Genomic DNA, 26002 nt, shown 5'->3' on the forward strand with positions numbered 1-26002 from the left:
TGTTTCTCCTTTCGGTTTTTGAATCTTATAAAGGAATAAATTAACATTTCGATTACTATCTATATTCCCTGCTAAAGCACGTCAACCCTTCACAGCAGAACTAACAGTCAAAGCCCTCTCCACTTGTTCAGTGAAAATCAGGTATAACACGACCATCGGCAAGCTCGCAATCGTCATAACAGCACCCATTCCGCCCCAGTCGGTCGCATGTAGCCCTTGGAAATAGACGAGTCCAATCGGCAAGGTCATTAATTGTTCGTTTGTAATCAAGATCGACGCCAAAAAGAACTCATTCCACGTCCCCATAAACTGAAGAATAACAATAGTTGCGATGGCTGGAGTAAGGATTGGCAGAATGATGCGAAAGAAAGCGAGATAAATCGAGGCGCCATCCATGCATGCTGATTCTTCCAGCTCTTGCGGAATCCCTCGCAGGAAACCGTAAAATACCATCGAGGCAAAGGGTAGCCCGAACGCCACGTAGGGGATCAATAGAGCGCCGTACGTATTCGTCAAGTGAAAATCTTTCACGATAATAGCCAAGGGAATGATGATGACTTGAATTGGAATAAACATGCCGATAATCATGTAAATTCGTACCGATTCACGCAATTTCCAGCGAAGTCTGGCAATTGCGTAAGCAAACATAACGGCGAAGATGACAACACCGATCGTTGTTATTGTTGACACAATCACACTATTGGCAATATAGGTGGGGACATTGAATTTGCTCCATGCATTTACGTAATTCTCGATTCTGAAATTCGTCGGTATTCCAAATGGATTGGTTACGAAAATTTCATCGTTATTTTTCAACGAATAAAAGACCATCCAAATTAACGGATATACGGAAATCACGAAGTAAATCCATAAAAAGGACTGCAGGACGATTCCTACGATTTTGTTCATACCATGACTCTCCTTTATCCCTGTTCCAATCCAGTTTCTCTGCTATCAAAGGCTTTGTTGATAATCATAGTGACGATTAGGCTAATCACAATCAACATTACCGAAATGGCACAAGCATACCCATATTGATTGCCCGAAAAAGCGTTTCGGATGATCATGAATGTAATCGTATAGGTTGTCGTGCCTGGGCCGCCATTCGTCATAATCGCCATCTGCACATAAGCACCAATCCCTGCTGTAATAGCAATGATTGTGCAAAACTTGAACGTTTCCTTCATCAGTGGGAGCGTGATGTACCAATGCGCCTTCCATTTACCCGCTCCATCAATTCTAGCTGCTTCCGCATAATGCTCAGGAACGGATTTCACGCCGGCATAGAGCAAAGCAAACTGAAAACCCATATACTGCCAAGCGTTGACGAACGCAATCGCAACAATCGAGAAGCTCGGTGAGTTCAACCAATCTTGACGGTAGTCCATCCCTAGTGCTTCAAATAATTTATTGATGATGCCATTCACCGGGTCATACATGGAAAGCCAAAGTTGACACACGACGGTGACCGATAGGATAACGGGAATAAAATAGGCTGTTTTCAGAACTTTACGCCCTTTCACCGTCGGGTCAGCGCAAATAAGCGCCAACATCGTACCTAGACCAATTTGGAATATGACCAGAACAATGGCGAATAACATGCCATTACGGAGAGAAGTGGTTAATAAATAATCTTGCGTAAGATCGATATAATTTCTGACGCCGATAAAGGTCGCGGCGCTAAGCCCATCCCATTCAAAGAAGCTACGATAAAATACTTGAAGAATGGGATAAAACACAATAACGCTATATAGAACAATTGCCGGTGTTAAAAAAATGATAATGGCGTGTTTGTTTCCTAGGTATTGTTTCATTTCCATGCTCCCTTTCTTTAAAAAGACTCACACCGACTTACAAGTCGATGCGAGTCATTAGGTACTCAAGGTATTATTTCTTCAGCGTTTTATTGAGGTTCGTTACAAATTGATCCGCTGTAAATCCAGCTACAATTAAGTTCTGCGAGTTGTCGTCAATACTCAGATTAACATTCGTATCGTTCTGCACGGTCGCAAAGCTTGTAATATTCGGGATCACTTCTTTGCCAAGACGTGTCAACATCGCAGGCACTTGCGCAGTGATCGCCTTATCGACTTTGACGGATACGATCGGTGTGCCAACTTGTGTATATTTGTACTCTGCATATTTACGTGCCATGAACGCAGCTACTTTAGTCGCAACTTCTTTGTTTTTCGTTTTTGCAGAAACAGCGAAACCTCCAGGACCGCCTGCTCCGTTCATTGCAAACTTTGCTTTCTCATAGGTCGCTTCATCTTTCGCTGGGAAGTTCATGAAATCTACGTTGTCCCCCAGATTTTTTTGCGAACTCGGAATTTCCCATTGGCCATTAACAAACATGGCTGCCTTACCTTGGTAAAATAACGAGGAAGCTTGATCGTAATTCGTTTGGGTCGCATTTTTCGCGAATAATCCCGCGGCTTGCAGCTCCTCTACTTGCTTAGCGGCCAGCTTCAGTGCTGCCGGCGCCTCCATTGCGCCATTCAGAGCACCATAGCCTTTCGATTCCTCGCGAGTCATGAAGCCTTGCAATAACGCATTGCCAATCCATTTTTCTTTGGAGAATATCGCGAGCGGAATGATTCCCTTTGCGTTGAATTTTTTAGCGGCATCCTTTAATTGATCAATCGTTTTGATCGGTGCCTGTACGCCTGCTTCCGCAAATAGTTTCTTATTATAATATAAAATGATAAATTCAGTGCCGGCATATATCGCCAAAGGTATCAAATAGATTTTTTGTAAAACCTAATTGGTGATGCATGGTCCATTTAGCTAATATCGGACAACGCTCCTAAAAACTAGATCGGTTAAAAAAACAAGCGATTACCGCGGAATTGCGGTATTCGCTTTATTTATTCATTAGCCTTATGGCATCTTGTATGAATTGTTCCATCGCCACCAGCGGTAAACGTTCGGTTCGCAAAATCTCAATAAAAAATTCATGCCGCTGATCTATGAGTAGCAAGCCGAATTAATCTTGTGCCTGCTGCCGGACAACACACATATCATTGCTGACAGTTACATGAGAACTGTAGCATTATACGGGGTATATTTGTATAAATTTGTAACGAAAAGTCAATACTTGGAGCAACCTCTGTGAGGTTAGGAGAGGGAGTGTAAAGATGCAGCCTGCAGAAAAAATTACGGTTAACCAGTTTGGTATGATCCTATTCTCTTTTGTCGCTTCCACGATCATCTTAACGCTTCCCGGATTGATGGCGATGTATGCCAAGCAAGATGCTTGGATTTCAGTATTCCCATCCACGTTGACCGGATTATTAAGTATTTGGGTGATGATCCTACTTTCGAAACGTTATCCTGGTTTGACGATTATCCAATATAGTCAAAAAATTCTCGGGAAATGGTTAGGTACATGTCTGGGTTTATACTACATCTATTTTTGGTTTATGTCGATTTCAATTATGACCATACAGCATACCTTTTTCATTAAAGCGCTGTTATTACCAAGAAGTCCGTCCATCATAGGTAGTCTGACGTTATTAATCCTTTGCGGTCTAGCCGTCTATATGGGAATAGAAGTCATAGGAAGATGTACGGAGTTTTTGACACCAATGAAATTGATTTTTTTGATACCGCTCATGATTTTGAAAATTGGGGCAATAGATACGGAACTGCTAAAACCAATTCTGGGAGACGGAATTCTACCGGTTTTACAAGGAGCTATCCTTCCGGGAGGCGCATTTATGAATCAATTGTTTATTTTGGGCTGGCTTCTTCCTTATTTGAATCAGCCGAAAAAGGCATTCAAGGTCTCTATGTTTGCACTTTTAGGTATATTTATTTTTATTTTTCTCGTTGTCATAACGTCGATTATGATTCTCGGTTCATTGACAGGTCAACTGAACTATTCGTATTTAAGTGTCATGCAATACATTGGAATTGAAGGTTCATTTGAACGTCTTGAGGCAGTCGCTGTTATGATATGGGTTATTGGAAGTTTTTCAAAAGTGGCTGTGTCGTTGTTTATATTGTGTATTAGTATTAGCCAGATTTTTCGCATCCAAAATTATCGTGATCTCGTTGCACCGATAACCTTATTGTGCCTCATTGGATCGGTCTGGGTTTTCAAGAATAGTGCGGAACTTCAAACGTATCTGACTTTGATTTATCCGAGCGCTGGTTTAGTCACACAAAGTCTTATCCCACTGCTACTTCTCATGATCGACACGATCAAAAGAAAAGTGAACCGTTCACTGCATTAAAAGCATTGTTCCAAAGGGTTCAAATATAACTTTGAACGGGACAACCATGCTCGGCAGGTTGACCCGTAAAATTAATAAAGAACCGACAACAGAGGATACACCAATTAAAGTGCCGAATACAGCCGCTTCTTTGTTTTTTTGCATACTCAGGAAAGTGCGAATTCTAACCAAAGACCACACAAGCAGGAAACATACAAATACGATTGTATAGAAAATCATTTTTTAATCTCCTTTCTCTCCAAGTGTAAAGGAGGACCTGCCATCCCGCTGCCTAAAATATTGATCGACACTTCAAGGGAAACGTCTACCTCTGGAAACCTATCGTTCCATTCGGCTTTCAACGCTTTCCACTGTTTTGGCTTATTGCGATGAATTTCTCTGCCGAACCCAACACTATCAACCTTGTACTGCGATTGGACTTTAGTTAATGTATCTTTGACTTGATTTTCGACGGAGGTCTCTAATGCCTTCTGAACACGTTTAATGTTCTCTGGCTTACGAATATCTAAATTAGTCGTATTTTCCCAAATATTACCTTCCCCTTGCAGTTGTATCTTGAATGTAACCTTATCACCAGTGATCTGCGGGGTGATTTTCCGCTTTGCCTTTGCCAGAATCATCCCCACTGTTCCATCAGTTTCAGGTAAACTGGCATTAAGACTGCCATACCTCATTCGATCTGTCACCCATAGGAGCCCATTGGTTTCACTCTCATTTAGAAATCCTACTAGTTTGAAATCTTTAAAAATGGCTGACCCAGCTAGCTTAAATATATGGCCTTCTTTAAAACCTTCCGTTATGCCATCAGGGGTTATAGCCCCCAATACGGGACTAATTCCCTCTCCAGATGAAGCTTGAAAAAAGTCGCGCAATGTAATCGCCAACTCGCTATTTAAAGCTTCCATTTCTTTAATTGCTTCGCTGGGTACTTGTTCAAAGGGGTATTTTACTTTCAGAATATCCCGCCCTTCTCCCCCCTTAACCACCATCATGTATGTTTTTAAACGTTGTTTCGAATCGTGCGTGTAAATGTCGAGAATATCTTCAATCCCACTTTTGGATAACCGCTCACCTACAAAAATAACGACACGATGTGCCGTAAACAACCTGCGTGAGCTCTTTTTCTGCAGCCTAAAGAATGCTTCATTAATACTCTTACCAACAGCTGATATCACAAAAAACTTTTCATTGCTGCTTCCACCACTCCCTGGCCCTCCCTGGGAGGAAGAAGGGATCGCAATTTGATGTGATAAGATATAATCCCCATCATCCGTTATGTCAAATGCCGTCCCCATTATGAAGGCAAGATCATTAATCTCCGTACGATCCCAACACCCACTTGTGGTCAATAGTGTGAATAGCAAACCAATGTAAAGGAATGGTTTCATTCTGAAGACCCCTTCCCTTTCCCCGCATATTCTGGACTTGGTTTTTGACCTGCCGGCTCACGAACCGGATTGTTAGATCCTGTTGATTGCGGACGTTGCGTTTTCGCCCATATCGGCACCCGGATGATGACATCCTTCAAGTCGGAGAAAGTCATCGGGGCTGCCGGAGTGAAATAGGGGACACCGAATGATCGAAGCGATGTGATATGTAACACAATGCCAATAAACCCAATTACAATGCCATAAAGTCCAAGTGTACCCGCCAACAATAGCATGGGAAACCGTAGTAATCGGATGCCATTAGCAAAGCTATAGCGAGGAATCGTAAACGCGGCAATACCCGTAATCGATACAATAATAACGACCGGAGCGGAAATAATACCCGCAAGCACAGCCGCTTGGCCGATAACCAATGCCCCAACAATGCTGATCGCTTGCCCGATCTGTTTAGGTAATCGAATTCCTGCTTCCCGTAAGGCTTCAAAGATAATCTCCATGATGAAGGCTTCGATCACAGCTGGCAAAGGAACAGGCTCTCTAGAGGAGGCAATACTTAACACCAGATTGGTCGGAATCATTTCCTGATTGAAGGTCGTAATCGCCACATATAGCGGTGGGGCAAATATGGCGATACTGATGAAAAGGAATCGAATCCACCGTACGAAAGTTGCAATAGGCCAGCGAACATAATAATCCTCACTCGCTTGGAGTCCAGTCCAGAACGTCATGGGAACAATGAGTACAAATGGTGAGGTATCGACGATAATAGCTATTTTCCCTTCCAATAACTCGGCAGTAACAACATCTGGTCGTTCAGTACTGTGCACAAGAGGAAAAGGAGAATAAGGACTATCTTCAATAAATTCCTCCACATACCCGGAGTCAATAATGCCGTCAATTTGTATCCGAGATACTCGCGCTCGAACTTCCTCAATAACCGTTTCGGAAGCAATACCGGCGATATACGTAATGACAATTTCGGTTTGCGTAAGCTCCCCGATCGTTAAGCATTCCACTTTAAGTCTTGACGTTTTAAGCCTGCTGCGGATTAACCCAATATTCGTTGAGAGATTCTCAATAAATCCATCCCTCGGACCACGAATGACAGGTTCAGATGAAGGTTCTTCAAGGCTTCGTTGTGACTTACTATTCACTTTGACCATCATGGCATCACTGTTCCCAATGGTAAACACAGCTGCTTGGCCTTTTAACACTTGTTTGACAATTTCATTTATTTTGGATGTAACACACGTCAACCCAATGGAGATAATATGATCATCCAGCGATTCTGTTTTCTCAATGACGACATGTTCCTGATTGTCAGATTTAGCTATCATCGGTTTCAACACATAGTCGTCAATCAGAACTTCATCAACAAGCGTTGCAAAGTAGATGATCAGCCAATGATTTTGTCCACACATTTGCACTTTGCGAAAAACAAAATCCTCACTGTTGTGGAATATACGTCTAAAAATGAATTCATTTTGCTCTAAATCCGTGGTTAATTCGGAGTTCTCTTCTTCTTCAGATAGATGATCCTCAGGTATAATGGGATACCCAGGTTTCGTGCGTAGCCATTTCCTAAACCATTTCACCGAATGAGCCTCCTAAAGAATAACTATTAATTTTAATTTTCCATTTTTTCACCAAAAATATTCTGAAGATCGTGTTCTCGTTCTCTGTACCACATAAAAAAAGAAACCTGCCCCATGAGCAGATTTCCTTTTCGCCTAGCCTAACTTTTCTTTGTAAGGATGATACTCATTACACGCAAGAATCACCCATGGTAGCAAAGCTAATGATATGCTGTAACAAGACTTCTTTACTTTGCTGCCCAACCCAAGTCTCTACTTTATATCCATCTTTAAAAAGCATTAAGGTTGGAACGCTAGACACACCGTATTCAGCTGCGAGTTCTTTTTCCTGACTGATATCAACTTTTGTAATAGTAGCCTGATTTCTTACTTCTTGAGCCAGCTTCTCATCAATGGGAAGCTGTTCCTGACAAGATTTGCTTCTAGGCTCATAAAAGTCAACGAGTGTAATCCCATGATCGATCTGTCCCCTAAAAGTTTCTTTTCTTAATGAATGGATTTCCATGCCGTAACCTCCTCTTAATTAATTTGTTGATCCCAATATGCAGTAGAAACCTGGGCCTAAACCAACGACCATACTAGGTCGTATATATTCCACAGCTTTTTCAGCAGCTACTATTTTTGACTCCATGAGGGCCTCCTTATGTACGTTGATGAATTTAATATTACTCTTAAAAGGTTATAGAAAGCCTGAATTCAATATGTAGCTTTAAGACAATGAAAACCCCGCTTTCGGCAAGCGGGGTTTTTGAGAAATGAAACGTTAGCCAATCACATTCGATATGACTTCGATATTGCCTTGAGTTGCTCTGGCATAAGGACAAACTTTATGGGCTTCATCGACAATTTCCTGAGCCACACTAATATCTACGCCTTTTACTGAAATGTCGAAATGAACTGCAAGTACATAGCCGTCATTCGCATCCTTACCGAGTGAAACATTTGAAGCTATTGAGATGCCTTCCGTTTTAATTCCTTTTTTCCTAATAATAGTTCCCATTGCACCTTCAAAGCATGCAGCAAATCCAGCAGCGAACAACTGCTCCGGATTGACTCCGTTACCTGGGCCGCCAAGCTCCTTCGGATATCTCAAGTCCAAGTTAAGATTGCCATCGCTCGAAACTGCTTTACCTTCTCTTCCACCTTCAACATTTACAGTAGCAGTGTACAATTTCTTTTCCATTGTAATCATAGTAACATCTCCTTTTGGCTGGTATATTTTTTACACTTTGTGCTCAGCTTATCCAAACTATTTTCGTTATAATTTCGATATTGCCGCGTGTTGCTTTGGCATAAGGGTAATAGTTTTATGTTTAACATGATACAGGTAAAACATAAAATCTTTTCTTATCTTTCATTCTCCTCAAATTTATATTTGGTTTCTTTCTTGGATTTTATGTTGATGATGATTGTGAGGTAACTTTCATATAATAACGATTAAATTTGAATGAATAAAATAATACATAGATAACGATTAGTGCAGCAAACAGATTTAGCAGGATCAATGAAAAGTTCAAACTAAAAAATTGAGTTAACACACCGACGCCAACTGGAGGAACAATGAATCCAGCGTATGCACTTAAATAAAAGGCTGAAATGACTCGCGGACGTTCTTCCGGCTTTGGCAACTGGCTGGCAAATCTTAATGAAACTTGAAACGTCCATCCTGCCCCTATTCCTTGAATGAAAATACCGGCCCAGAGCAAAAATAAGCTCGCTGTCTGCCCTGAAAAAACAATGACCCACGATCCAATAGCAAGAAAAAAGATACTTAAACGCATCCGTGTAACGGGATTACGCGGCCAAGGAAAGAACTGCATCAAGGCACCACCGCCTAACAGTACCAGAATTAACAAACCGGAAATTGAGAGATTATTGGTGTGAATAACTGTTTTGACGAATAATGGAATAAGAGCAAATACAATGCCACCTAACGTGAAAACAGTAAAGATTGGAAGTCCAATAAAAGACCAAAAATGAGAACGAATATTGTCTGGTACACCTAACGAAATTTTTGATTTAGTTGAGTTCTGTGCTTGGGACTCTTCGTGCTTCGGTAACATTTTTAGGATTACTAAGGAACTCAATAACATGACGAGCAAAAACCAATATGGTAAACGAAGCGGCGCATAATGGATATATTGCACAATTAAGCCTGAAATAGCTGGACCAAGGCCAAAACCGATGTTTACGATTACCCCTGATAACTTAATTGCCGTGACGACTTTATTGGGAGAAGTTTGTTTTAATAAAAAAGCACTCGCGGTACCTGTAAAAGCACCATAGGCGATCCCTTCCAAAATCCTGGCTCCATAGAGCATCCAAACGTTAGTACTCAGGATAAAAAGCAACGTTGATCCGATAGAAATCCAAATACTACCGCGAAGCACCCTTCTCAATCCCCAGCCGTTCCCTTTAGCTCCCACGACAAGCAAGGTTGGCAGCAGGATAGCGGCATAAACGGCAAACAATACCGTAATTTCGAGACTACTCAACTGAAAATGTTCACCATATAAAGGGAATAAGGAGGAGATATACGTAGCTCCGCAGGACATCATAAGAACAACCCAAAGCATTCTTTTCAATTGATCACCTCTTAGTATTTTGGGAATACAGGAGTTTATGTTCAAACATCTGCATTAAGTTGTCCTCTTTCTATCTAGAAATACAGGAAAAACACAATGGCAATCTAGATGACTTTACTTACTAGTAAGTAAGTATTCTTTAAAAAAATTAGCTTCTTATTAATCTCTCTATTTGCTCGCTAATTTGAAGTGAGATATCCTTTTCTAACACTCGTCTGTACTGTAGTCCACCTTTGATACATGCCAATACAGCATACGATAAAGATTCGACGTCGACGAAACTTTTAACTAGCTCTTCTTCCTGTGCTTCTTTCAGAAGTTCCATCCAATTCGTTAATTCAAACTCACTTAGTTCTCGAACTTTTACTTGTATGGCTTCAGGAAGGGATTCATAGTCGGTTTGAAGTGACGATATGGGACATATGCCATTTCCCGCCAGCTTTATCTGGCTCACGATGAATTTTTTAATCTTCTCATTGACGGATATGGAATCATTCTTCAAGGACAATATTAATTTTTGCAAAGTCTGATGGATCCTATCCGTTAATGCAACTGCTAAATCCTCCTTTTTTTCGAAATGGTAATGAATACTTGCCTTGGTAACACCTAACTGCTTAGAAATATCGTCATAACTAAATGCTACATAACCTTTTTCGCGAATCAGATCCAGCGTCAGGTCAAGAATCTGTGTTTTTCTATTTTCCATGTTTGCATCTTAACTTACTAGTTAGTAAGATGTCAAGCAGTCTGCATCCCTCACAATGATTAGGTTGTTTAGGTGCCGCAGGGATGTCACATCAACCTAAATTTCATTCTGGATGCGCAACCTCAAGCTGTACCATTTTCTTATTCCTACCCATATACATAACAGCGGAACTTTCAATCCAACGTTTTCTTTAGAATTCGACTTCCTCCCACAAACCGACACAGCACACGCAGAAAATAATTACGAAAAACCAATGTTCCGGGTAGCTTTGAAACAATAAGCTATGCTGCGGTGGCTTTCATTAAGTAGCAAACGATTTCAATCATAGCGTCCGGATCGGGATCACCTAAAAAGCCGATACCAGCAACTATTTCTTTGGTGTCCTTGGCAAAACCAAGTGAAAGGATTGAACATATAACTTTAGAAGTTTCCTCCCCAGCTGTCCCCGTTCACGTCCTCGGCATAATAATAGTATCGGCTGCCCCCGACGTACCCGCTCAAAACCCGCCTCGTCTGTCCGGGGCCAATACGATACCAGCCGTTTTTCCTATAAGCGACACCTTCGCTTCTGCAGCTGTTATCACGGTAGGCGAATGCAGCATATACGGGTAAATTGGTCAGATTACGAAAATAAAGTCCCATCACTATCACTCCTATTAATATATTAAACTTACTGTAATAAGATATGAAAATTACAAAAAAATGATATGGTTGATAGTATATTCATTTCATATAAATCATCCTATTTACCGAACTGGGCATGCATGTCCTTGGCTGGTCAAGCAACCACGTTCTACTGCCCTTTAGTTGGGAAAAGGCTGCCAATTTGCTCGGCAGCCCTTGATTTATAAACAATAGTTTTCTGTTAGAGTTTATTCCATAAACTATCGTATCCCCATCACAACTCCTTAGAACCAACCTGCCGCGTAATTCAATCGATTCCGACCGCTTCCCATACCTTCCAATCTTCAAAGGAGGTTTTTACGCGGTCTAAGCATTCTTCGATCCATAATATCTGTTCTTCAGAACCAGTGAAAAAATATCCATAAGCCTCTAACATCCTAAATCCGCAGTAAAAGAGCGCAATAGAATAATCGCGGCTAAGCTGGTGCATGCTGTATCCAGACACACCGCTATCTTTCATTTCGCTAAGATAGTGATTTAGAAGGTTATGTTCAGTTTCTCGACGGAGCTTGGAGGGTATTGATTTGCCAATCAAATTAGCCAAATCGTAAGCCCCCTTGATCCTTGCTGTCATTTGCCAGTCAATAACAGCGGCTAACTCATCGTTATCATCAAAGAACAAATTTCCAAAATTACAATCCCCGTGGATAAAGGTTACATTCGCTTCGGTTTCGGTACTTTGAATACGCTTAGCCGTTTCAATGATTTTGTCGATATTCACTGATACATAATCTAAGAAATCATCCTGCACAGCTTGGGAGAGTTTTAGAATGCCGGGCTTGAAGTAGTCGCGGGTTGCGATAGACAATTGACTCACGTGTCCCTTTATCCATGGAGCATCGGGAATTGGCTTTTCCCACCACTTTCCGTGAAGCCGTGCTAGGAATGTGACCGTATTCATCAATCGTTTTTCGTTGAATCCATGTTTCGCGCTTCCTGAGTGGTACTGACTTAGATCTTCGAGCACGAGAATGAAGGACCTCTCCTCCGGATTGCAGTAACTGAAGTAGCATTTGGCAAGTGGAAATAGGCTCGGTTCTGCAAGGTGAGATTGATAAAAGCCATGCTCAGATGCATAAAAGTAAAGATGAATGAAATCAGGCACCGTTTGCGAGGCGAATTTCACAATCACAGATGTCGGAGCTCCTGCATCGGAATTCGAATCAAACACTAGACGGACTCGTTTTAGCGGAGCTGTCATCCCCGTGTGTTCAGAAACAGGTTCAACCGCAAAATCAGAAAGCGTCCCATAATCACGAAAAATCTCCTGCAGCCACTGAGCAGTTAATTCACTTTCGTTTTTTGGAATCTTCATGTAAATGTCCTCCTTAAGCTCAGCTGAAGATGGCTAAGGTTATCCCAATGCTGTTAGTCAACCTTATAAGGTTCGCAACAACGGAATGATAACCCCCACGATTCCTATCACCGCAAATACACGATTTGCTTAATTCAAAGTCAAAACGAACCTCTCAGATCGCAATACTATAGATTTATTCGTCTGTCCGATCGAATAGAATGGAAATAGCGGTTTGCATGTCTATCCTCCTGAATTATCCTAAAGGCTGCCCTTTGGTTTAATAGCAAAAAGAGACCCTCAGCAACGGGCTGAGGGTCTAAGTTTATATTTTAAAAGGGGGTCGAATTTTATTATAATCTTGAATGATTAATGCCAGATGAAAATAAGATTTCAATCGTGTAACAAATATTTAACTCTCGTTTCTTGCTAGCTTAAAGCTGAGCTTGAAACGTTTCCCGTTTGTTGAACAAATTAAAGGTCATCTTTGATTTCTGAATTTATGTACTTCTATTATCAATTCTATCGAGCAAAAAGCCACCGTTAAAATACCAATAAAAGATAAAATATAGAGTATGCATCTAACTGTAATATAAGCGATTGGCATGCTATAGAAAAGACTTTGTATTGTATGAAATGCAATCGAATTATTTAAAAAAAGAAGAATTACACCAGCAAATATTCCGTAAAGTAAATTTTTTTTATGATCCATAATCTAAAAAAAACCTCCTTTTTATGCTGTTACTTACAGTCCTTTTAATTCGCTGATGTGTTTCCATATTCCTTCCAATCTATAATACGGAAGGCTTCCACGGTTCTCTGTTATTCCTGTGAGGACTGATCCGCCAAAGTGAAGTGGAAGTTCTTCGCTACGATCCTTATTTCGTGCAAAGGAAAGTAGGAGCCGTTTTTTTTATATAGTGATTATGAGGCTCTTGCTTCAACTTTTGCTTCTTTGTTTCATTTTTTTGAAAGTGAACCATCTGGGCGGAATCTGGCCATGAAGAATACGTCAACATACTGTCCACAACTACGGAAAGCAGCAATCTTCTTTCCCTCCACTACAAACCCGAGCCGTTCATACAATGCTTGTGCTCGTGGGTTGGTCTCCAGTACTTCAAGCTCTACTCGTTCGAGGAAGAGCCAATTATCAGCCAATTCCAAAGCCTTTGAAATCAGAGCGGTTCCGATTCCTTTGCCGTGATATTCACTGTCCACTCCAACATACAATTCACCAATATGCGATTTCCGTCCCGCTCTGCTCTGAGACAAACAGACGTACCCAACTACTGTGCCATCCAAATCCGCAACGAAATGATGATCATTTGGTCCTAAATTTTTGAGCATTACATCAATTTGTTCAATTCTAAGACTAGGAAGCCATACCATGTACGGGAGAACAGAATCCTGTGTGCTAATGTGATGAATTGATTTGGCATCGTTTGCCTCAACAGAACGAACTACAAGACCCAAAACTACACCTCCAAAATACTTTTTGGTTTTCTACACTTTCGAGAGTAAATCCCAATTTCCTTTTTTTGTAATTAATAATAGGTTAACGCTGTCCGACGAAAAAAAACTTAAGGCGCTCTAGCAATCCTTAAGCGGAATGGAAAATTCAACATAAAAAGGATGAAGTTCTTCATTCAAGCAAAGCTCAATTCTTTGCTTAAAATTCCCCCAATTTACCATCTCTAATGCTGTTTCGATTGGAAAAAATCCTACTTCTAAAGACTCAGGCGTAGTTGTTAATTCTCCTCCGACTGGTCTGCCTATAAATAAAGTATTACAAATACTACTACTTACATTTTGAAAAATACCACAAAACTTTGTCACTTCTATATCTATACCGCTCTCTTCCTTTGTTTCCCTTATCGCTGCAACTTTCAATGACTCACCTTCTTCAACCTGCCCTCCTGGCATTTCCCATCCTCGTTTAGGTCCTTTTATCAATAATATTTCGTTACGCTCATTAACTACAATTGTTGCCGCAGAAACTATATGTTTTGGAGCCACTTCATCGCCCTCCACTTTTTTAAATTAACAAAACTAGATTACCACTAATTTCCTATTGCTGTATACTGCCCGTTAGCACAAGCCCAACAAACAGAAAGGACCATTTTCCACTTTCCATTTCAGTCGAATAAGTTTCGATCGAGAAAAAGAAATTGGTTTACAGGTCCTTTTTTATACTTCTGGAGATGAAATCGTTGTCCTCAATTAATTAATTTTCCTTCTTATGATCAGCCAAGGGGTGTTCCGAAGGGGAAGCTATCCCAACATTTTCACCCAAAATAACATTCTTTAATCTTCGCAACTCTTCACGCTTCGTTTTTGCATTAAGCCGACCACTCACATTATTTTTCCTGCTAAATTCATCTTCCAATAATTGAAGCTCTTTAATTCGGCGGTTAATTTCCTCTAAAACATCATTTACAGTATTCACTTCTCTGTCCCCCAAATAAAGTCCTAGTCCATAGTTGATCATAGTTTTTACCCAAGATATAAAACAACAAGAGTCAGAGGGGCTAACATTTTATTTCGTCTCGTACAAAAGAAATAAAGGTCTTCGCTTCTTCTTCTCTAAGAATTCTTCCCTCATAAGTCAAAACAAAATTTTTCAGAATAAATTCATCCGATTCATTTATTCCAGCTAAAAAATCCCTAACATCTTTATCTAGTGATTCAGCAAAATTATCTGATTTCTTTTGCACATATTCAAGCGTGGTCTTAAAAAAATGTACAAACGTCTTACACACGTTGTACTCGAATGTACTCGAATGACATATTTTTATTTTGATATTGCAAAATCAAATTTTCATGTGTGAGAAGTATTTGATCAATGCCTTCCGGTGATGCTAATTCTAATATTCTTTGAAAATTGATTAATTTCTCATCTAATCTTTCGCTTACTTTCACTATCTCAGGATCACACAACCTATTAACCTGCGATTCTTTTTGGTGCATTTTCTTTCTCAAATTTCCTATTTCCTCAAAGAGGAACTCAAATAAATTAACCACCCAAGACCCTCCCTTAAATTGACCTAAATAAAGGATTTACGGATAATACAATTCGGTAACTGGCAAGCATACTGGAAATTTCTGATGAATACCCCTCAGCGTTGCGTCACCATTTTTTTATGGCTTTGCTACTATCGTGGTAGTATGATTAGTCCATGGATAATATTCCCATTACATTATTATATTAAATAAATCATAGATTAGTGTTGCTACACAACACATTATTGTTGTTAAATTGCACAATCATAATTGTGGAGATCCCACGTTTCACTATCCCTTTACTTTAATATACAAAAAAAGAAGCTGCCATGAGGCAAGCTCCCGAACTATAGTTCTCCGTTAGATAGGTTCCAAGGTTGTCGGGTACATAATTACCTGGTTCGTATAGAGCCAATTTTTCACCAGTTCTGTCGGCAGCCTTCTCCTGATGTTTATTGAACTACAGTTCGCCGTTAGTTTAACGATGGCTGGTGGAGAGGAAACATAATGTCTACAGTCGACTCAATTACCTGTTTTGATAGATCTCAATCCAGAAATTTGGCAAAGCGTTCTGTGATTTGGATGCCTCTGTGCCAATTCGTTCCTCCGTCTTCAATCGTCCAGCAAGCCTCCAACACACCTCGCGCCACACCCCACATCGCGATTCGACGAGGGTCAAGACCAAGGCGATCGGTCATAATCGCTATCCGGTCCCGCAGCACCAGCTCGCAGTCACCACCCCGATCCTCGTAGTTAAGCAGATACTGGATCGTATCAAAATGGATGTCGCCGACGATACCTTTGGGGTCAATGACAGCCCATTTCTCTTCGTCTTGGCGAAGTATGTTATCATGATGCAGATCGCCATGCAGTAAGAGATTCTCACTCGTGGTCGCGATGAGATATTCCAGACATTCTTCGGCATTCTCAACCCAGCTCTGAGGCAGTGGAACGTCAACATTCATGTCGTTGAATCGAGCTCGGTATCGCTCAATTGCCGCGAAATGCTGCTTCATCGACGGGTACAGACTGCCAGTTGGTGGCGGAAGGTGAAGGCGGCGAAATACTTCGCAAAAGATATCCGTCGCAAATACATCATTCTCAATTGTCGACAAAGGTAAGCCAGGCTCGGCACCCTCCAGCAGTGCAACTCCCCAATCCTCGTCTGCATCAAGCACATGAATCGCCCCGCGGCCCTCATAAGCGCGAAGAACACTAACTTCTCTAGAAAGCTCACCCTTCATGAAAGATGATTTAAGGACAACTCGCTTCCCGTCGCTGCGCGTTGCGCGGAGCACGAAGTTATATGATAAATTGGAAAATGGAGCTTGAGGGCTAAAGTCGAAGCGGCTTGCACAGTCGGCGATTAGCGTAGGCAGCGCCTCCGACCAGGCGACACCATGCTCACCGTGGAGTTCGTGCATTCTTTTAATAAATGTATCGGGGATCACAATCATTCCAGAATAGCTCCTTTCAGCTATGTAGTCATTTACAAGAGGAAATGTTACTTTGCAAACTCCTACTCTATTACAGTTCTGCGTTAGTTGGGAGAGTTGAAACCTCATAAATCTTCTTATTAAATCATTACGTAATAATGTATACGTACCCCAAAATAATAGCGCAACGATTGAAAGGATCATCCCAATGATAAATAATAAAACCGCGCTGTGCGCGGTTTATTAATATCTATAACTATATTGGCAAAATAAGATCAACAGTTGTTCCCGCATCGATCTGACTTTTTATATGGAGAGTCCCGCGATGCGCTTCAATGATTTTATGACATACCATTAATCCTAATCCGGTCCCTTTTTCTTTTGTCGTATAAAAGGGTTCGCCTAACATCGGTAATCGTTCTTCCGAGATTCCACAGCCTTCATCAATAAAACGAATAACAATTTTATTGTCGTCTACCTTCATTTGAATAATGATATCCCCCCCACCTGTCATCGCCTCTATCGCATTTTTTAGAATATTAATGAATACCTGTTTTAATTGATTTTCCTCACAATTGATTAAAGGAATGACGTCATCAATAATCTCAGTATGAATTTGTACTTTGCTAAGAATTGCTTGTGTGTCTAGCAGCGATATCACATCATGAAGAGTTTTTCTAAGATCCTTCATCTCAAAATTCACGACTTGCGGTTTGGCAATAACCATAAACTCGCTCACGATATCATTGATTCGATCCAATTCAGATAACATGATCTGAAAAAATTCTTTATAACCATCAATCCTTGTTTGTAATAATTGAACAAATCCTCTAAGTGAGGTCAACGGATTTCGAATTTCATGAGCAACACCAGCCGCAAGCTGCCCCACTACCGAAAGCTTCTCTGATTTAAGCAATAGTTCTTCTGTTCGCTTACGTTCTGTGATATCTTTTGCTATACCGTAAACACCATCGATTTTATCATTGATAATAATAGGAACCAGTTTCAAGTTTACTTCCACGCTTGTCCCATCTTTATGTGTGATGGCAATTTCGATGTTATTTGATTCACCTTTTACCGCCTTTTCAAACTGATGCGATGTTTTCTCTTGATCTGAAGCGACAATGAAGTGAATGAAGGATTGATTATGGAGCTCTTCCTTCGGATAGCCCATTATCTTCTCAGTAACAGGATTACTATGAAGCATACACCCGTTTAAATCTAACGAAAAAATGGCATCAGGATTATGATCTACAAGCGATTTATAACTTTGTTCTCTTTCTTCCAGCATACGCTCGGCTTGTTTACGCTCAGATATATCCCTACATAAAAGCTGTACAGCCGGTTTACCAAGGAAGACAATAGGAACTCCTCGAACCTCTACATCAAAAACTTGACGATCCAAGCGAAAAAACTTCTGATCAATGGGATCCGTTGGTATTCCATCCTCTGAGACTTGCCTAATACGTTTCTTCGCAATGTCTATAAAGTCTGGATGAACGAAATTAATGACTGGTTGACCCATAAGTTGATCTGGACTAGTTGCGCCAAATATTTTAATTCCAGCAGGGTTAATAAAGACTATATTTCCTTGACTGTGAACGATTACCGGTTCAGGCGAATGTTCCACAAGTATTCGATAACGTTCTTCGCTTTCGGTAAGCGCCTTTTTCAAACGTTTGACCCAAAAATAAAGAATCAAGGCCGTACTTAGAACATAAAACAGCCCCTTCGAGGTATGTATAGTAATTGCCGCTGACATGTTCAGTGTGTCCATTAATCTATCAGATAGGAGTACCCATAGAAAACCGATAAACACATAGACAAAAGTGATTTTAAAAGGAGTATTGAACCTTGCTGCCTTTGATTTATTATTCATATATAACTTCCTTAATTTTCCATTTTTATGAATATGAGTGGAAACATAAATGAGTAGCTAGTTGATTATACCAGTTTTTAGCCAAAATACTTATTGGATCTTTCACCAATTATTTTTAGTTGTTTATAACACACACTTGGACGGACGTGGAGGTATTCTAATTGAAGCGATCGGAGGATACTTTACCGGGTTCATATCTTGGATATCAGCATTTATTTCTTGGATTATTTGGAAATACATAATATAAATTCCCTTGCTCTTACTCAACTACATTTCATCTTAATTAACAAAGCAGGTCGCCACGCGCCTGCTTTATTTGTCTGTCTATATTCAGCTAACGTTCCTACTTAGCTGAACATATCTATAGAAAACTCCGTAACATGAACTATCGTTCTGCGATAGCGTAATGAAAAAGGAAACTTTATTTCATCGAAATATTCAAACCATCCTGCAGGAATGCACTATATTTCGCTAAATAAAAAACGTATTATTATATTATTCACGGGTAAGGAATAACCTGAAAATGGGTGCGTTAGTTTATTTTCCGAAAATGAAAGGCGGCGATTCTCATGAAGAGATATTTATCGATGCTGGGGAATTACTTACTCTATTTGACGATCATCATTTTAGTGATCTTCCTCTATAATATCGTCATTGATCCTGTATTAGGATGGGGGCAGTTCGGAAAAGGAAAGAACATCCCAATCCAGGTATTCATGGTACTTGCAATTACAATCGCTCTTTCCGCAATTGTTTACGCCATTAAATATCGGCTTTTGAAGCAGACACCGGTAAGCTTCTGGAGACTTAGTAGCTTCTCGCCGATCAGTTCGAGCTTTTCGGTTCACATGATAACAATCGGACTGGCGTTCACTTTATTAAACGCTGTATCCATGAAACTACTTCTTTACTACAACATTACAACGTTCAATGATTTTACAGAAGAATATTTCGACTCTGTTCCTTTCGTTTACATTATACTTTCCTCAGTGCTCACCACCGCCCTTGAGCTGATCCTGTTCTTTGGTATCATGTTTAACGAAGCCCGGAAACATGTTCCCGTATTCTGGCCAATTCTAGTCATCGCTTTGATTATTGCCGCGTTGCAGCCAGGAGGAATTGCGATGCAGCTTCTGGGTGTAGCGTTAGGATTCATTTATGGATCCATCTATGTACGCCTTTCATCCATATGGTCCATTATGCTGATTGGGATCGTGTTTAACATCAGTTTGTTCAGCATGAAAAGAATCGGTTGGCTTGATTACATGGAGAACATGTCGGACTTCACCCTTATTCTGCTTGCGGCAGTCACGGGACTTTATCTCATCTTTAGTACACTTTGGTACTGGAGAAAACCAAAAGCGGCTACTAACGGCCGCAGCCAACGTAGTGCACGTTAAGACGCCTTCCCACGTGATGCCAACGGCTTATTGTAAGAATTCTTCCCGTTACTTCATTGAATCAAAAAAAGAGCTGCTTCAAGGCAGCTCCCGCGCTATAGTTTCCCATTACTTGAACAAATAGACATCCCTCACTAAAAGAATGCACTTGTCAATTCAACAAACGTACGTACTATTCACTAAATTTTTTGTATTCATCAATGTAAAAAGCTACATAACCACAATTTGTACAAACGGCTGCCTTAGGTTTTGCAGATATTCTATTGAAAAGTCCTGTTCCCTTTTTAAAAATATTAATTCCAGTCAGATCATATTCAACATTAACGTTTAAATCTTTTATCATTTCATTTTGACATTGATTACATTTCATCTTTATACCTCCTTTGGTTGTTAAAACTTGTTTATTTAGATACGAACAAAAAAATTTAAAGGTTCACAAAGTATTGAATTAGCTGTTACTAGATGCATCATAAAATCAAACACTATACCATAATTTAACATCGTTATCTTACTCTAACACCTTCGGGGTCCCACAGCCACAAAAACCTAATGTTAAGTCATCCAATCCGAGTAGGACCATTTGTCGAGTAATTGGGATCGCGCCATTGAAAGATCCATCAGAACGTAGATATGGAAACAACTTTAATGCTAGTGCCACATATCCTTTAGCATAATCGGATACTGTTTCATCGGTTCCTCCTTGCGTTTGTTTGCCCTCTGCATCTTTTCCAAGAGAGCGAATTAAAAAAACAACAAACTGCTCTTTTGTAACCAATCCACTAGGATTGAAACGATCGCTCTCTATACCATCAGTAATACCTGCTTCGCGAAGTGCTTCTATAAATGGAAGTGTATCTCCAAATGCAGGATCATCTGACTTCACATCGTTGAAGTTAGAAATTTCCAATGTGTTATTTATTTTTATTCTTACGGCAAGAGCCACGATCTTCGCGAACTCAGCACGTGTAATCGTTTCATTGATACCGAACCTTTCTTCCGAGATACCCTGAATTAAGCCTTCATATAACCATTTGTCTACTTTAGCCTTCGTCTTCTCATCCAACCCGATAAGGTCTTTGTAATCAGCAGATGTTTTCGCTATAGCAGTATGAGTCTCCACGTTTGCTGTGATTACAGTGAGTACAATACACAAGCAGATAAACAACGATTTATTCCGCAGTTAAATCCACTCCTCTCAAACATAATTACCTTATATTACCATAATTTTATAATGAGAGGGATTATTTCTATTCTTCAAGATTAGATATCGATTCCGTTAGAAATAAGTCATTTATCTTCGCGTACTGGTTCTCCTCCATAAAATAATCGATAATGTAATAGATGCTAATGCAAAGATAAGCGCAGGAAGAAATATAGTAACGCGAATAGTGTTATTAAAAGGATCAATAAACGCGAAAAAGAAGCTGAGCAGGCTAATGAGATTTAGAATCGCTTGTGTAATTCCTTCGCGTTTCCATGAGATAACGAAACTTATTAACAAACCTAAAACTCCCAACGCTATCCAAAACATAAAAATCGCCTCCTATCAACTAAGTATATTTCGCTGAAACACAAAATTAATTTCTCGATTTAGTTCTTCTGTGTTTAAAATTTTACCATAAATAGGAAACCAATGATCCAGTTTTCTTCTTATACCATGAAATATCAACTAAGCATTCAACTAAGCTGCCCTTTAACGTAATGAAGCTGCCAATTGTGTCGGCAGCTTCGTCAATTAATGTTTATTCAACTATAGTTTCTCGTAGCTTAATAATCATAGTATTTTTTCGAGTTCAATCTCGTCATGAATGGGTATATCGTAATAACCCACTTGTGGGATTGTTGGCTTAAGCATCCTAGCCTTATCAACTCCGTTTGGATGTACCGCGGTTATCCGATATCCACGTCGTTGATAGAACCGTAATGCATCTACATTATCGTTAGTTGTTATGAGCCAAACGCGATTTATTCCATACTGCTTTGCAGTCCGTTCTACAGTATGAATCAAATTGCTCCCGATGCCTAAGCCTTTTACAGTCGAATTAATGCTCGTTACTTCACATTCATCCTTCTCTAGACGAAAGGTAGCCGCTCCGACTCGTACACCATCTGCCCAGGCAATGATAGAATCTAAGTCATGAAGATGATGCTTTTTGCCTTTGGATAACACGAATTCGCCACCCCACTCACTTAACCACAGGTCTTTCAGCCATTCCTTATCGTTTTCGCTCATAGGAGCAAGAATTCTGATATCACCATTTTTACCCATCTACATCACCCCAATTCAGTATATTACATTAAAAGCCGATTATGAACTATTCAACTATCCTGCCCGTTAGACGCTTTTCAGCGTCCCTTAGCCTATAATCGGAAATGTCGCTTGGCATTGTGCCTGTACATGGAATGGTACGTATCCGAGTAGTTCTTATCCGAAATCCAACAAGAATAAACGACGAGGTTAGGTGGTTATAAAAGAGGGAAATGAGTTTTACATCATCCTCTTAATTTTGTGAATCTTTCGTAACGTATGATTTTGCGAAACATCCGCTTATCGGAAAGGGCATTAAAAATGTATTTATCTGGCCGTGTATTGACCTCTATGATCCAAGGCTTCATCTCTTTATCAATGCCTATATCCACCCCATACGACCTAAAAGTCGGAAAAATTCTACTCATATGTTTACTGATCCTAACGCCTAACGCCTTAAGCGATTCCACATAGGGAACCTGCTCCATTTTAGGCATAAAAGGGGAAAGCAGCTTTCCCACCGGCATCGGCCTACCCCCGCTATGGTAGTTGGTCACGACCTTATTAGGCAGGGCTACTCGTCCCACGATTCCAGTTACCACCCACTTACGCTGCCGGTCTCTCTGTACCATAATACGCAGATCAAACGGAAGTCCCTGATAGTGGAGTAAGGGTATGCCCTTCTGCACCAAGTAGGCTTTCTTCCTTTTTGCTTTCTGGAAAGCGACGTACATTCCCTTAAAGGTTGCGAATGAACGGTACCGCGTGCCGTTCTCCAACTGATATCGGGTATCTGTGCGAGACAACTTAAAAATACCATAGCCTCCGGTGCCATTACTCGGCTTTAGATAGACGACTCGATATTTATCCAACATCCCCTCCACATTTGCTTCGGTTGCAAGGATTGTTGGTGGCAGATTAAGAGCTAGTTCCTCATTAGTTAATAACGCCTTGTATTTGCCTAACTTGTTATTCCAGTAAACCATACCTTCACCCCAAGTATCAGTATCCATGCTTTTGTCGATATCCGTTCTATCAATCTGGCACAACCCGATAAACGTTTTTCTTCCCTACATTTTGCAAAATGCGGGTTGGCACATATGATATTTTCAACACATCCGTTATCCCTTTTGCATTTTTCGTTAAGGTTAACATCAAGATTGTTCCTCGCAGTCTAGCGGTATGTCGGGGAAGTTCGGTAGAGACGAAATTGCCTAGAGAAGACGCCGCTACCCGATTTTTTGTGAGTCCGTCGATGTCCTTCACCTTAAACATTCTTATCGGATGCAGTACATGGGGATGCGCTCCCAGCACTACATTCACACCATTTTTAAACAACACCTGAATGAGCTGGATTTGGTTGCGGTCGGGATAAGTTCGAAATTCTTTCCCGAAATGTAGGCAGGCGATGATAAAATCTGTTCTACTCTTCAAGCTACGCACGTCCGCTATTATTTTTTTCTGGTTTAGCCGGTTGACTAACCACGGCTCCGGGACTGGGATCCCGTTCGTTCCTTTCGTATAAGCCAATATTCCGATTTTTATTCCCTTTACGTTAACAATCAGTTTCCGGCGGGCTTCCCGGGCGGAGCGATACGTGCCCGTATGTCGCAGACCGTGTCGATCGAGGACGTTTAATGTCCGCCTCAAACCGGATAGTTTCCCATCCATACAATGGTTATTGGCTGTTCCTAATATATCGAAGCCCAAGTTCCGGAGCGTAGCAGCGAATTTGTCCGGGGCGTTGAACAACAGTTTTCCGGGCTCTTCGCGGAAATTGTTGCCGGAGAAGGTCGTCTCCAGATTGCCTATCGTTAAATCGGATTTCCGCAGATAGGGTTTCACTTTTGAAAAAATAGGGGCGAATCCGCCTTCCCGTGCGGCCGAGGCGATCATCTGCTTTTTCATCAACAAATCCCCAACTGCTGCGATTGTGATTTTCATCTATCCAGCCACTCCTTTCATGATTACACCTTATGCGATAGAAAAGCGAAATGCCTATAAGTTGGGCACCCTCGGTGGGAATTGGCCGCGTCGCGTCAACCTAAGTACATATTACCGCGGTGAATTAATAAAGGATTAGTAAATAAAAAAGGGCTGGTGATGATTCACCAACCCGTCAGAACCTTACAGCTACATCCGCGATAATTCGATCTGTCATTGACAAGCATTATTGAGTCCGTTTCTTGAATTGATTCAGGAAAAATTGCAGGGAAAGAATTAAAAGAACGAAAGCAATTCCCGTTTCTATTAAAATAAAAGGAAAATCTCGGAGGTACTTAGCTCCATAAGCGAGCATCGAGATCCACTCGCCGGTCGTTGTCAGAGGAGTTGCCGCGAAGCAAGCCCCTCAACTATAGTTCTTCGTTATTTCAACGCTTTAAGGTTCAATTTTCTACTGAGTAAATAATACTCAATTGCTTGAAGAATAACATGTTGGTTTATTCTCAAGGAGCAGCTGCATTGGCAGACTGCTCCTTGATCATTGGATTTGAAGTGGCAATGGGGTTACTTTATCGCGTTAGCGATCATGTTCGGAATAAGTGAAAGAAGCCAGCAAACACAATGGTTTGCTGACTTTTCCGATTAAAGGCTACTTCTCTATTCATATCCAACTGCTTGACATCCGTTCATTTCAAATCCGGAAAAACTGAAAACGAAATAACCAGAAGACTTAATTTCTAATAATTTGAACATTCTGTTCATAATTTATACCCATTTTTTTGCCGTGTTAATTTAAAGGATTGGAGCATCCTAATATTGTACAATAAACTAAAATCAGGAGGTAACAATGAGAACGATCCTAAATCTTTGTATTTGTTTTTTGTTATTCCAGTCTGTTGGTTACGCCGCTCCTCAAAAAGACCGATCTTATTATGAAACGAGAGGAGAAGTCGTCTGGGAAGTATCTACCGATGAGAAAGTGATCGCCTTAACATTCGATGACGGTCCTCATCCGAGTTATACACCGCAGATCTTGGACTTGCTCAAGCAGTATCATGCTAAAGCCACTTTTTTTGTGGTTGGGAATAAAATAAAACTTTATCCTGACGTACTCAAACAAGAAATAAACGAAGGACATGAGATAGCCAATCATACATATAGCCATGCTTTTCTTTCTAAACGGACAAACATGAAAAATGAAATTAATAAAGCAGAGGAAACTATTTACTCGGTCGCCGGTATTCGATGTCATTTATTTCGTCCCCCAGGGGGCTTTTATAACGAGAGGTTAGTCAGTATTGTCAAACAAGAAGGATATAAAATGATAATGTGGTCATGGCATTTGGATACGAGGGATTGGAGTAGGCCAGGGGTCAATAAAATTGTAAATAAAGTTTTAGACAATTCTAGCAGCGGGGATATCGTACTGTTCCACGATTACGTGGAAGGTCATACTCAGACCATCGAGGCTCTAAAAAAGATCTTGCCGGAATTGGAAAAGAGGGGGTATCGGTTTGTTACCGTCTCTGAGTTGTTAACCTATCGTAAGGCAGTTCCTGCAAAAAATCCGTGAACGATCAGTAATTCTGCCGTTTAGCGTAATAA

At 40.6% G+C, this 26002-nt stretch carries 27 protein-coding genes; 3 read left to right on the forward strand and 24 right to left on the reverse strand.

Annotation, left to right across the window (positions count from 1 at the left end; all coding sequences use genetic code 11):
* Window positions 1-81: 81 nt before the first annotated feature.
* The 3 genes from AC58QC_RS15175 to AC58QC_RS15185 form a co-directional block, all read right to left on the reverse strand.
* On the reverse strand, window positions 82-909 hold the full coding sequence (locus tag AC58QC_RS15175) for a carbohydrate ABC transporter permease (protein WP_497415962.1): 828 nt from the start codon (window positions 907-909) through the stop codon (window positions 82-84).
* Between the two features lie 14 nt (window positions 910-923).
* Entirely contained in the window at window positions 924-1814 is an 891-nt protein-coding gene (locus AC58QC_RS15180) for a carbohydrate ABC transporter permease (protein ID WP_497415963.1), read from the reverse strand.
* Window positions 1815-1887: 73 nt separating this feature from the next.
* Window positions 1888-2742, reverse strand: coding sequence for an ABC transporter substrate-binding protein (locus AC58QC_RS15185; protein ID WP_497415964.1), 855 nt, complete (start codon window positions 2740-2742; stop codon window positions 1888-1890).
* Window positions 2743-3137: 395 nt separating this feature from the next.
* On the opposite strand from AC58QC_RS15185, the gene AC58QC_RS15190 reads away from it, so the two are divergent.
* Window positions 3138-4238, forward strand: coding sequence for a GerAB/ArcD/ProY family transporter (locus tag AC58QC_RS15190; protein ID WP_497415965.1), 1101 nt, complete (start codon window positions 3138-3140; stop codon window positions 4236-4238).
* On the opposite strand, the gene AC58QC_RS15195 is transcribed toward AC58QC_RS15190, so the two are convergent.
* From AC58QC_RS15195 to AC58QC_RS15265, 15 genes are all read right to left on the reverse strand, one after another.
* Window positions 4227-4457, reverse strand: a complete 231-nt coding sequence (locus AC58QC_RS15195) for a hypothetical protein (protein ID WP_497415966.1) — start codon at window positions 4455-4457, stop codon at window positions 4227-4229. The two genes, AC58QC_RS15190 and AC58QC_RS15195, sit on opposite strands and share 12 nt — an antisense overlap.
* On the reverse strand, window positions 4454-5626 hold the full coding sequence (locus AC58QC_RS15200; RefSeq protein WP_497415967.1) for a Ger(x)C family spore germination protein: 1173 nt from the start codon (window positions 5624-5626) through the stop codon (window positions 4454-4456). The genes AC58QC_RS15195 and AC58QC_RS15200 overlap by 4 nt, the downstream gene beginning before the upstream one ends.
* Window positions 5623-7221 (reverse strand): spore germination protein, encoded by a 1599-nt coding sequence (locus AC58QC_RS15205; RefSeq protein WP_497415968.1) that lies wholly within the window; start codon window positions 7219-7221, stop codon window positions 5623-5625. The genes AC58QC_RS15200 and AC58QC_RS15205 overlap by 4 nt, the downstream gene beginning before the upstream one ends.
* 169 nt (window positions 7222-7390) lie before the next feature.
* Window positions 7391-7726 (reverse strand): thioredoxin family protein, encoded by a 336-nt coding sequence (locus tag AC58QC_RS15210; RefSeq protein ID WP_497415969.1) that lies wholly within the window; start codon window positions 7724-7726, stop codon window positions 7391-7393.
* A 258-nt stretch (window positions 7727-7984) separates the two neighbouring features.
* Complete coding sequence (locus AC58QC_RS15215) at window positions 7985-8413, reverse strand: organic hydroperoxide resistance protein (protein ID WP_497415970.1); 429 nt, start codon at window positions 8411-8413, stop codon at window positions 7985-7987.
* 202 nt (window positions 8414-8615) lie between these two features.
* The gene (locus AC58QC_RS15220) at window positions 8616-9797 is read right to left on the reverse strand and encodes an MFS transporter (protein WP_497416159.1); all 1182 of its coding nucleotides are present in this window, start codon (window positions 9795-9797) and stop codon (window positions 8616-8618) included.
* Window positions 9798-9954: 157 nt separating this feature from the next.
* Window positions 9955-10512 carry a TetR/AcrR family transcriptional regulator gene (locus tag AC58QC_RS15225; RefSeq protein WP_497415971.1) on the reverse strand — a complete coding sequence of 186 codons (558 nt, stop codon included), beginning with the start codon at window positions 10510-10512 and terminating at the stop codon, window positions 9955-9957.
* Between the two features lie 420 nt (window positions 10513-10932).
* Window positions 10933-11154 (reverse strand): DUF1036 domain-containing protein, encoded by a 222-nt coding sequence (locus tag AC58QC_RS15230; RefSeq protein WP_497415972.1) that lies wholly within the window; start codon window positions 11152-11154, stop codon window positions 10933-10935.
* A 289-nt stretch (window positions 11155-11443) separates the two neighbouring features.
* Window positions 11444-12511 (reverse strand): oxidoreductase family protein, encoded by a 1068-nt coding sequence (locus AC58QC_RS15235; RefSeq protein ID WP_497415973.1) that lies wholly within the window; start codon window positions 12509-12511, stop codon window positions 11444-11446.
* 939 nt (window positions 12512-13450) lie between these two features.
* Window positions 13451-13963: a GNAT family N-acetyltransferase gene (locus AC58QC_RS15240; RefSeq protein ID WP_497415974.1), complete on the reverse strand. Its 513-nt coding sequence runs from the start codon at window positions 13961-13963 to the stop codon at window positions 13451-13453.
* A gap of 117 nt (window positions 13964-14080) precedes the next feature.
* Window positions 14081-14506, reverse strand: coding sequence for an NUDIX hydrolase (locus AC58QC_RS15245; protein WP_497415975.1), 426 nt, complete (start codon window positions 14504-14506; stop codon window positions 14081-14083).
* 208 nt (window positions 14507-14714) lie between these two features.
* Window positions 14715-14936, reverse strand: coding sequence for a hypothetical protein (locus AC58QC_RS15250; protein WP_497415976.1), 222 nt, complete (start codon window positions 14934-14936; stop codon window positions 14715-14717).
* A 305-nt stretch (window positions 14937-15241) separates the two neighbouring features.
* Window positions 15242-15511 (reverse strand): aspartyl-phosphate phosphatase Spo0E family protein, encoded by a 270-nt coding sequence (locus tag AC58QC_RS15255; RefSeq protein WP_497415977.1) that lies wholly within the window; start codon window positions 15509-15511, stop codon window positions 15242-15244.
* Window positions 15512-16035: 524 nt separating this feature from the next.
* Window positions 16036-16947: an aminoglycoside phosphotransferase family protein gene (locus AC58QC_RS15260; RefSeq protein WP_497415978.1), complete on the reverse strand. Its 912-nt coding sequence runs from the start codon at window positions 16945-16947 to the stop codon at window positions 16036-16038.
* 235 nt (window positions 16948-17182) lie between these two features.
* Window positions 17183-18805, reverse strand: a complete 1623-nt coding sequence (locus AC58QC_RS15265) for a PAS domain-containing sensor histidine kinase (protein ID WP_497415979.1) — start codon at window positions 18803-18805, stop codon at window positions 17183-17185.
* A gap of 569 nt (window positions 18806-19374) precedes the next feature.
* Between AC58QC_RS15265 and AC58QC_RS15270 the strand changes: the two genes are divergently transcribed.
* On the forward strand, window positions 19375-20205 hold the full coding sequence (locus AC58QC_RS15270; RefSeq protein ID WP_497415980.1) for a hypothetical protein: 831 nt from the start codon (window positions 19375-19377) through the stop codon (window positions 20203-20205).
* 172 nt (window positions 20206-20377) lie between these two features.
* On the opposite strand, the gene AC58QC_RS15275 is transcribed toward AC58QC_RS15270, so the two are convergent.
* From AC58QC_RS15275 to AC58QC_RS15300, 6 genes are all read right to left on the reverse strand, one after another.
* Window positions 20378-20575, reverse strand: a complete 198-nt coding sequence (locus AC58QC_RS15275) for a hypothetical protein (protein WP_497415981.1) — start codon at window positions 20573-20575, stop codon at window positions 20378-20380.
* 138 nt (window positions 20576-20713) lie between these two features.
* Window positions 20714-21268: an S-layer homology domain-containing protein gene (locus AC58QC_RS15280; RefSeq protein ID WP_497415982.1), complete on the reverse strand. Its 555-nt coding sequence runs from the start codon at window positions 21266-21268 to the stop codon at window positions 20714-20716.
* Between the two features lie 228 nt (window positions 21269-21496).
* Entirely contained in the window at window positions 21497-21736 is a 240-nt protein-coding gene (locus AC58QC_RS15285; RefSeq protein ID WP_497415983.1) for a hypothetical protein, read from the reverse strand.
* A gap of 243 nt (window positions 21737-21979) precedes the next feature.
* Window positions 21980-22474, reverse strand: coding sequence for a GNAT family N-acetyltransferase (locus AC58QC_RS15290; protein WP_497415984.1), 495 nt, complete (start codon window positions 22472-22474; stop codon window positions 21980-21982).
* 224 nt (window positions 22475-22698) lie between these two features.
* Complete coding sequence (locus AC58QC_RS15295) at window positions 22699-23466, reverse strand: YheC/YheD family protein (RefSeq protein ID WP_497415985.1); 768 nt, start codon at window positions 23464-23466, stop codon at window positions 22699-22701.
* A 22-nt stretch (window positions 23467-23488) separates the two neighbouring features.
* A complete protein-coding gene (locus AC58QC_RS15300; RefSeq protein WP_497415986.1) occupies window positions 23489-24397 on the reverse strand; it encodes a CapA family protein in 909 nt (302 codons plus the stop codon).
* An 847-nt stretch (window positions 24398-25244) separates the two neighbouring features.
* Between AC58QC_RS15300 and AC58QC_RS15305 the strand changes: the two genes are divergently transcribed.
* Window positions 25245-25970, forward strand: coding sequence for a polysaccharide deacetylase family protein (locus tag AC58QC_RS15305; protein WP_497415987.1), 726 nt, complete (start codon window positions 25245-25247; stop codon window positions 25968-25970).
* Window positions 25971-26002: the final 32 nt, after the last annotated feature.

The sequence above is a fragment of the Paenibacillus sp. J22P51 genome, assembly GCF_059692215.1.